This window comes from Bacteriovorax sp. DB6_IX, assembly GCF_000447775.1.
Lineage (GTDB): Bacteria > Bdellovibrionota > Bacteriovoracia > Bacteriovoracales > Bacteriovoracaceae > Halobacteriovorax_A.
This window is the reverse complement of record NZ_AUNJ01000037.1, coordinates 1-8084: the sequence shown is the minus strand read 5'-3', so window position 1 is coordinate 8084 and position 8084 is coordinate 1. Positions and strand designations below refer to the sequence as shown.

The following is an 8084-nucleotide window of genomic DNA, read 5'->3' as shown; positions in this document are numbered from 1 at the left end:
AACTGTTGATTCGGCCGACTTCAATGCAGCAATGGTATACCACCTTAAATTTAAAAGATGTGGAAGTGAAGATCTTGATGATGAATTTGATGGAATCTTCTAGTCCTCATAAAGCAAGCTAAATAATTCCCGAAAGAGGCGCTGTCATAGGCGCCTTTTTTTTTTTGCAAAAAAAAGCACCCTCTGGTGCTTTTTAATTATTGTTGAGTTGTTTCATTCTCAAAACAGTCTTCAATTTTACTTGAGATACTCTGCTTTTCCATCCCATTCGTAATGGAAATTTCTTGAACGATTAGATCCTTGCATTGATCTAACATCTTCTTCTCTCCAAATGAGAGATTCTTTTGATTCTTTAATAAGAAAAGCGATCTTAGTACATCAGCAATCTCTAAGAGAGATCCTGTTTTTACTTTGGCCATATAATCACGGTATCTTCTGTTCCACGTTGAGTTATCAACTTTTACATCATGATCATTGAGAAGCTCGTAAACTTCGCCAATCTCTTTATCATCGACTAGTCCTCTAATACCATTTTCGCTATTAGTAGGAACCATGACAGTCATACCGTTGGCGATAACTTTGATGATGTAGAAATAAAGCTTATCTCCACCCACCTCACGCTCTTCAATGTCTACAATCTGTCCTACACCATGTCCTGGACAAACTGCATAATCGCCAATATTAAACATAATACCTCCACGGGTCATTTATCAGTCCCTTTAGTTATAACGTGCCGCATCGAATTATTCAATGTGGCCAGTAATAATTACATGGTGTGTATACATTTAACGATTTCTATGTGATCAGCAAAATCAACCACTTATGAGTTATTGAGAGATTCTTTCTCTCTTCTTGCCTCTTGTTCGTGAAATTTTGGTAGGTGAAACTCTGAATATGGCAGCCTAAGAATAAACTGAGTATTGGGATGTCGATGATTATAATTGAGGCTCCCCCCAAAGCTTTTTACCATCTGGGCCGAAAGACCAAGACCAATCCCCGTCCCCTCTGTTTTCTTAGACGAGTAAAAAAGATTAAAGATCTCACGTTGATCCTCTTTAGGAATACCGTGACCACTATCTGTAATCTTAATTTCTACCATGCCATTTTCTGCAAAAGGTTCAATATGAATCCACCTCTCAGATTTATCATGGATAGCATCTATAGAGTTATTCAAAAGGTTGGTAAAGACTTGAACTAATTGGACAGGTTTACCAAACATAACAACAGGCTGATTCATTGGTTCAATCTTGAGTTTAATATTATAGAGATCGGCCTTATTACAAATAACATCTTCAAGACTCTCTAAAACTTTATTTAAGCAGAAGTATTCATTATCTAGATTATTAGAGTTTTGAGAAAGGAGTTTAATTCCTTTTATAATCTTATCTATTCTTTGAGATTGAACCTTAATGCTATCCAGATTCTTTTTGAGCTTGCTATCCTCATCGATACCTGCCAGCTCCTTAAAAACGATATTAAGACGCCATAGAATGATAGAGAGAGGATTATTCACCTCATGGGCCACAGAAGCTGAGAACTCCCCTAGGGCCAGCATACGATGTGAATTTAAGAGTCTCAAGCGATTACTCTCAACCTCTTGTTCTAATTTACGTCTTTTTAAAATAAAGTAACCTAATGCAATCATCGCAAAGAAGAGAAAAATGCAGAGAATGACGAGTAATTGGCGATTCGAGACAACTTTCTTTTGAACACTATCAAAAGAGAGGGCACGATCAAACCAGGCCTTGGCCTCTTGAGCAAGAACGAGCTCATTGAGATCACCAATTCGCTCTATAATATGACTGACACGAGTAGGCTCAAAAACCATTTCCTCTTCCAGAATATCGAGTCCCTGCTCAATTTCCGTAATAACCTCACTAAAGAGTGCAAGGGTTCTATGCTGATCAGCAAAGTTCTCCTCTATTCCAGGTCTTAAGCTTCTCTTATACTCATTGAGAAAGGCCAAGAAGAGCCCCTTTCCTGACTGTGCACGAATATAGGCCTTTTCCAGGTCACCATAAGTTTGTGTTCTGAGGTACCTTTCAAGCAATCGCTGCGTATCAAAGAGTGCATTAGTAGACTGTAGATAGCCCCTTGAAAAAAGGCGGTAGCTATAGACACTCGTTTCTATGTCATGAGAAATATTGCGACCTAATAAGAGGGCCACAAAGAAAATTGAAATAAACAGGGCAATAGAAGAGAGAATGGCACGACGATTTGCCATATTCTTATTATCTTCTACCTGATGTCCTGAAATTCTATTCTTATTACTCAAATCTTAACTCTTTAATCATCCAAACCCACTCTACTCCCTCTAGGGCCAAATCCGTATCTTTGATAATGCCTTGATAATCTCTAACAATTCTCATTGGCCCCATCTTATCAACATTGATGAACTTGCCGTTTTCCTTAAAGACGAAGAATGTTTTCTTAGCACGAGGATGGTTTCTTTTAAAATTTATCTTATAGAGATTAATAGCGACGACGTCTAAACTCTTGGCCTTTGGACCAAAGTAGTTAAAGATGTCGGCCAATGACAAACCTTCAAATTCATAGAAATTATTATCTTGATAAGGGTCTCTGATTTTAATCTTCTTAAGCTTATACTTATTAAGAAAATCGACTTTGAAAGAAGATTTTATACTCTTATCGTAATTTCCTACTAAGTGGATTTTTTGTCTTGGAACTCTAGCATTAGCATTTGATATAAAAACTAGCGCTAGCAGTATCGTAAAAATACCCTTCATAAACTCTCCTCATTTCTCTATACCCAAGTTTTACTATCAATAATTTATTTAGTCTATAATTGGTGTTTATTTTTTAAACAGTCCTAGTTTAAATTACAAAAAAGACACACTGCGTACACCTATTTGTTAATTTAAACCATGTTTTACTGAGAGGAGAAATTATGAAGAAAACACCAAAGAATACATTAAAGTACCTGGCACTTATTGCAATTCCATATCTTACATTGGCCCAATCCCTTGATATTGGAGCAAAAACTCAACTAACAAGTCAGATTGATTTTTTAAAGAAAGACAAAAAAGAATTTATCTCGAAGATGGTGACGGCCTCAGGGGTCTCAAAAGTTAGCGCTATTATCAAGAATGGAACGAGTGAAACGACTCTCTTTTCTCATCAGGAGCAAATGCAAGATCTTGGAGAGACACAAAATAAGAGGTGCTTTGGGGTTGAAGAAGGTTTTGTCCTTAATAAGAAAAGCTTAAACTATAAGGTTAAAGGTTACTGCGCTCTAGACAAAGAAGAAATCGATAGAATTAAAGATATTATTATCTACGCGGGAATTGTTGAAGAATTTAAGAATCGTGGAATATCATCTGAAATTACAGAGAGCGTCTTCAATCAAGTAAAGGCCGCTGTTACTAGTGATCCAAACTCAAGTGTACAAATAGAAGAGGCCCTTGATTTATATCTCAAAGAAAAATATTCAATCGATGGCCAAGAGATTTCAATCAATGAGCAAAGAGATGAGATCAGAATTGATATCAACAGAGAACTCAAGCTCGGCAATCTCATCAAGGAAGGCTCAGTCTTTAAAAAGAAGATTAAGTCTTTTGATCTTGACGCATCTCAGATGAGTGAAATTTATAAAATCACTTTACCACTATTTGCTTCAGAAGCTGTAGACTCTCTTGAGCTAGCAAATTTTATGCTCTCAAAGAAACTTAATTCCGGAGCTGCAGAGTTCTATAATAAGATTGAAGTTAAGAGCTTTAAGTGTGCTCTAGAAAATGAAGACTACAAGTGCCAATCAGAACTTGATTGGGACCTCGGATTTAAAGCAAAAATTTCTGAATAATTTGAACTATCGAATCCGCATAAGTAGAATAAGCTTATGTGGATTCGCTTTATAAAACTTCTCATTAAATGGGTCTTCTTCACAAAAGAAGAAGATATTCTCAAAGAAAAGAAACTTTCCTTTAGAGTTGGCCCAACTGATATCGATTACAATCTCCATTTAAACAATGCCAAATACCTCTCCTTTATGGACTTGGGACGCTTTGATCTCACCTTTAAAAGTGGACTCGCCAAGCACCTTATTAAAAATAAGTGGAAAGTGATGGCGGCGGCCGTGAATATTATCTACCGCAAACAAATTGGACCTTTTGAAAAGTTTGACTTAGTAACGAAGATTCTTTGTTGGGATGAGAAATGGTTTTACATCGAACAAGATTTTATTACATCAAAAGGAGTTGCTGCTAAGGCCATCGTTAAGGCCGGCTTCATTGATAAGAAGCTCCTAAGACCTGAGCAAGTCATCAAGGCCATGGGCAGAAGTGACTCCTCACCTATTATGCCAACTTATCTCGAAGAATTAGTACAGGGAGAGAAGGACTTTATTCAACATACAATTCATAATTAAGAGAGCGAATGTGAATTCAAGACCTTCCAATTTCTTGATAAAAGTGATCAAGTCGAATTGACATTCTTTTGACAAACGCCTTACCAATCTATCACTCTCTCGCAAATTATTTTTGGCATACTAGCTCTAGCAACAAAGGAGCTACGAGAATGAAATTACAAATTACATTCAAAAATTTCGAACACACACCGGCCCTTAATGAGCAAATATCGAAAAAAAGTGAGAAACTCAAAAAGGTCTTTCCCAATGCCAACCTCAATGTAAATTGGTACTGCTGGACAGAAAAAGATACTCACTACTCAGAACTTCAAGTTTCAGGTCACCAAGGGCCAATTATTATGGCCAAGGCCAAAGCGGACAATCTCTACAAGACATTCGATCTTGCGATTAAGAAGGTCACAACACAAGCAGTAAAAAAGAATGAGAAGAAACATGAGATGAGGCATCCTAGGCGCCCTCATGAACATGAATCGTTAATTGCCTAAACCAAAAAATCCTTCCTGGACAGGGTGCACGCGAGTCGTGCACCTTTCTTAATTCTTTGCAAGCTCTTCAGATTCTTTGAGTCCTTTAAGAGATTTAGTCTCAATGATAACTCTTGCACCAAGAGCATAATGATCTGAGACACCATCAAGCTTTATCACCTTCCCCTTTTTAGGAAAGGCCCCATTAAGCCCAATTAAGTGATCCACAAAACCCTCATCCTTACCAACTCCTTCACCAGGATAAGTCGTTAAGTTTTTAAAGTCCAAATTAAGAAAGTTCTTATTCTTAAAGTAACTCTTTCGCAGAGCACTCCAGAGGGTTTCATTATTAAGATAGCGCTTTCCAGGAGGAGAGATATTAAAATCCCCACCAAGAACTGCAGGCTTTTGTCCTCCTTGCTTTCTAAACCATGTTGAGAGCTCTTTTAGCTGTTGAAGACGATTCTTATCATACTGATGATCCACATAGTTTGATGTGAGATGAGTGTTAGCAACAAAGATTTTCCCAAGTCGCGGATGTAAAAGATTTGCACCGATCGCACCTTTAGACACTAGTAGCTCACCATCCAGAAGATAGTCCTCACTTCCACTTACCGAGAAGAATAATCTCTTCGGATTATCTAGTTTGTACTTACTAAGAATGAGCATTCCAGAGTCGACACCATAATCGGGAATAATATAGCGAAAAAGCCAACTTACAAAGTGCCCTTTAAAACTCTTAATTCTTCCTTGCGCCTGATTTCGCAAAATTCCCGTTTTAGAATCTAAGTCTAAATGAAACTCTCTTTGGCAGTCTTGAATAATCTTCTTTCGATAACTTGTTATCCAGGCCTCTTGAATAAAGACCAAGTCATAATCAAATTTCTTAACTCTTTCGCAAAATATCTCAATCCCTCTTTCAATACGAGAGGAATGTGGCAGAAGTGCCCCAATATTAAAAGTTAGAACTTTTAAAGAGCTCGCATGGAGCGAAAGAGTGAATAAGAGAGTTAGAGCGAGCTTGAACATTGCTCATATCTACTATAAGGAGTTCATCAGGTCTAGAGAGTAGGAAAAAGGTATCCACATTCTGATGAAAATATCTCCTGAAAGCTTTCATTTCGAATAAAGTCTAGCCTCTTCGTATAGCTATAGAAGGTTGATTCCAGCTCATCTGTTGCGCTATCCATATAAGAGAGTGCATCTTTTAGAAATTGGTTCACTTGGCCAAATTGATGAGAGTTCATATAGTCTTCATAGGCCTCTCTAACTTTATGCTTATTTTCCTTGCTGAGACTTTTGATAGAAAGCCATTTAAGGTCATCTACATAAGTAATGTTAAGATCATAGGGATTATTCTCATCAAAGAGTTTAAGCTCCTTCACTTTCTCAACAAACTCCAAAACATGGAGAACATTATAAATACTAAGAGTGAAATTAATAGCTAGCCTCGCGTGAGGTACTTCAGCTTTTAACATATTCCAGTTCTCTAAGAACTCATTCCAAACAAAGCCCTTGCGGATATACTCACCTTTACGACCATAACCATCGACACTTGCCGACACTCTGAGATTCTTAAATTTCTTCCAAAAGTCAAAGACATTGTAATCCTGGAAACTAAAAGTACTCAAGTTAGTATCATAAGAGAGCTCAATATCAGGATTAACATCCAAGGCCAGTTCTAAAACTCTATAATGATCACGCTCTAAAAGAGGTTCTCCTCCGGCAAAGTAAATTCTTTCTAAACTAGGCAAGAGATCTTCAATTTGATTGGGGATGGGGTTACCCTCATTATAACTTTGAATCTTTTGATATGTTCCTTGAGGATTTAAAAGCTTAGCATCAGAAAACCATGCCGTGGAAGTCGATGGTCGACATGTTCGACAAGAATAATTACAGGTATTTGAAAACCTAATTGCTATACTTCGAGGACTGTCAAAGCTTAATGATTGGTCGTAACCACGTCTTTTCCAATTTTGATTTTCTATCTGACGCCAAGACCTCATCCCCAAGTTCTCTTGCTCTAGGCAAGTTCGACAGTGTTCAACTTCTGAGAGCCGACCCGATTTAACCTTATCTCTAATTTCTTGAAACTCTTTTGACTTCCAAATTTCAGAAAATGAGGACTCTTTTAAGTTCTCAATGGGAACCTGTGAGTGACTATGACAACATAGATATATATATCCCCTCTATTTTGCAATTCCATATGCACAAAGGGTAGTACACAAAACTTCAAAACAACCTTCCGTGAAACCTTCACGACAATTGTACACAAAAACGATTAACAACAGAAGATATTTATTAGTCATTACTGGGGACATGATTTCGAATTTACGCCGATCTTACAAAATCCTGACATTATATTGTTCCCCTAATGATATTTCATTTATATAACGAAACGAGGAGACACGAATGAAGATTAATGACATTATGACTAAGGGTGTTATTTCAGTGAAGGCAACTGAGTCTGTGGCCATGGCCGCGAAGATCATGCTCGACAATGATATTGGAGGACTCCCAGTCATCGACGAACAAAATAATCTCGTGGGAATGATTACGGAGTCAGACTTTATTGGTAAGAAAGTTGATATTCCTCATGCGATGGTTTCAATGACTCAACTCTTAGGTCAGACCCATTACAATGCTGATATTCTACAAGTCTTTGACAAGTGCAAGAACACTTCCGTTCAAGATGTCATGAGTAAGAAACTCTATACTCTTTCATCATCAGCGACACTAACAGATGCAAACTATCTCTTACTAAGCAATGAGATTTCTAGAATTCCAATTGTTGATGATAATAAACTGGTTGGGATTGTGACAAAGAGAGATATTCTCAAGGTCTTCTCGAGTTCAATTAATCAACATGCTCGTGCACACATGGTATAGGTTGATTATTTTACAATGAAGTCACAAAAAAAGGCCTTACAAAAGTAAGGCCTTAATATTTGCATAATTTTAATTTCTTAAATTAGAATCTTGCGTTTACTTCCTGCTGTGAACTCACAAAGCGAAATTTCGCGTGTTCGTGCCTTGTCCACAGTCAAAAAGCAAAATCATTTGCTTTTTGTCACAGCAGTATCACTGAAGCGAGCTTCTTTGATCAAAATGAAGTCACAAAAAAAGGCCTTACAAAAGTAAGGCCTTAATATTTGCATAATTTTAATTTCTTAAATTAGAATCTTGCGTTTACTTCCTGCTGTGAACTCACAAAGCGAAATTTCACGTGTTCGTGC

9 protein-coding genes are annotated in these 8084 nt (G+C 37.3%); 4 read left to right on the top strand and 5 right to left on the bottom strand.

Going from position 1 to position 8084, the window contains the following annotated elements:
* Nucleotides 1-197: 197 nt before the first annotated feature.
* The 3 genes from M901_RS01185 to M901_RS01175 form a co-directional block, all read right to left on the bottom strand.
* On the bottom strand, nucleotides 198-689 hold the full coding sequence (locus M901_RS01185) for a CarD family transcriptional regulator (RefSeq protein WP_021276320.1): 492 nt from the start codon (nucleotides 687-689) through the stop codon (nucleotides 198-200).
* A gap of 131 nt (nucleotides 690-820) precedes the next feature.
* Nucleotides 821-2275, bottom strand: coding sequence for a sensor histidine kinase (locus M901_RS01180; protein ID WP_021276322.1), 1455 nt, complete (start codon nucleotides 2273-2275; stop codon nucleotides 821-823).
* Nucleotides 2268-2747 carry a hypothetical protein gene (locus M901_RS01175; protein ID WP_021276324.1) on the bottom strand — a complete coding sequence of 160 codons (480 nt, stop codon included), beginning with the start codon at nucleotides 2745-2747 and terminating at the stop codon, nucleotides 2268-2270. Before M901_RS01175 ends, M901_RS01180 begins: the two co-directional genes overlap by 8 nt.
* Before the next feature lie 161 nt (nucleotides 2748-2908).
* Here M901_RS01175 and M901_RS01170 point away from each other — a divergent pair, with 161 nt between their 5' ends.
* The 3 genes from M901_RS01170 (at nucleotide 2909) to hpf (ending at nucleotide 4869) form a co-directional block, all read left to right on the top strand.
* The gene (locus M901_RS01170) at nucleotides 2909-3820 is read left to right on the top strand and encodes a hypothetical protein (protein ID WP_021276328.1); all 912 of its coding nucleotides are present in this window, start codon (nucleotides 2909-2911) and stop codon (nucleotides 3818-3820) included.
* Nucleotides 3821-3856: 36 nt separating this feature from the next.
* A complete protein-coding gene (locus tag M901_RS01165) occupies nucleotides 3857-4384 on the top strand; it encodes a thioesterase family protein (RefSeq protein ID WP_021276326.1) in 528 nt (175 codons plus the stop codon).
* Nucleotides 4385-4533: 149 nt separating this feature from the next.
* Entirely contained in the window at nucleotides 4534-4869 is a 336-nt protein-coding gene (hpf, locus tag M901_RS01160) for a ribosome hibernation-promoting factor, HPF/YfiA family (RefSeq protein WP_021276323.1), read from the top strand.
* 48 nt (nucleotides 4870-4917) lie between these two features.
* Here hpf and M901_RS01155 read toward each other — a convergent pair whose 3' ends face one another.
* Nucleotides 4918-5877 carry an endonuclease/exonuclease/phosphatase family protein gene (locus M901_RS01155; protein ID WP_021276321.1) on the bottom strand — a complete coding sequence of 320 codons (960 nt, stop codon included), beginning with the start codon at nucleotides 5875-5877 and terminating at the stop codon, nucleotides 4918-4920.
* A gap of 32 nt (nucleotides 5878-5909) precedes the next feature.
* Nucleotides 5910-7028, bottom strand: coding sequence for a twitch domain-containing radical SAM protein (locus M901_RS01150; RefSeq protein ID WP_081653293.1), 1119 nt, complete (start codon nucleotides 7026-7028; stop codon nucleotides 5910-5912).
* Nucleotides 7029-7260: 232 nt separating this feature from the next.
* On the opposite strand from M901_RS01150, the gene M901_RS01145 reads away from it, so the two are divergent.
* Nucleotides 7261-7737, top strand: a complete 477-nt coding sequence (locus tag M901_RS01145; RefSeq protein WP_021276327.1) for a CBS domain-containing protein — start codon at nucleotides 7261-7263, stop codon at nucleotides 7735-7737.
* The last annotated feature ends 347 nt before the right edge of the window (nucleotides 7738-8084 follow it).

What these genes read in the sequence shown, in the direction of transcription:
- M901_RS01170 (WP_021276328.1), top strand. Translation starts at nt 2,909, where the DNA reads ATGAAGAAAACACCAAAGAATACATTAAAGTACCTGGCACTTATTGCA.
- M901_RS01145 (WP_021276327.1), top strand. Translation starts at nt 7,261, where the DNA reads ATGAAGATTAATGACATTATGACTAAGGGTGTTATTTCAGTGAAGGCA.
- hpf (WP_021276323.1), top strand. Translation starts at nt 4,534, where the DNA reads ATGAAATTACAAATTACATTCAAAAATTTCGAACACACACCGGCCCTT.
- M901_RS01185 (WP_021276320.1), bottom strand. Translation starts at nt 689, where the DNA reads ATGTTTAATATTGGCGATTATGCAGTTTGTCCAGGACATGGTGTAGGA.
- M901_RS01155 (WP_021276321.1), bottom strand. Translation starts at nt 5,877, where the DNA reads ATGTTCAAGCTCGCTCTAACTCTCTTATTCACTCTTTCGCTCCATGCG.
- M901_RS01165 (WP_021276326.1), top strand. Translation starts at nt 3,857, where the DNA reads ATGTGGATTCGCTTTATAAAACTTCTCATTAAATGGGTCTTCTTCACA.
- M901_RS01175 (WP_021276324.1), bottom strand. Translation starts at nt 2,747, where the DNA reads ATGAAGGGTATTTTTACGATACTGCTAGCGCTAGTTTTTATATCAAAT.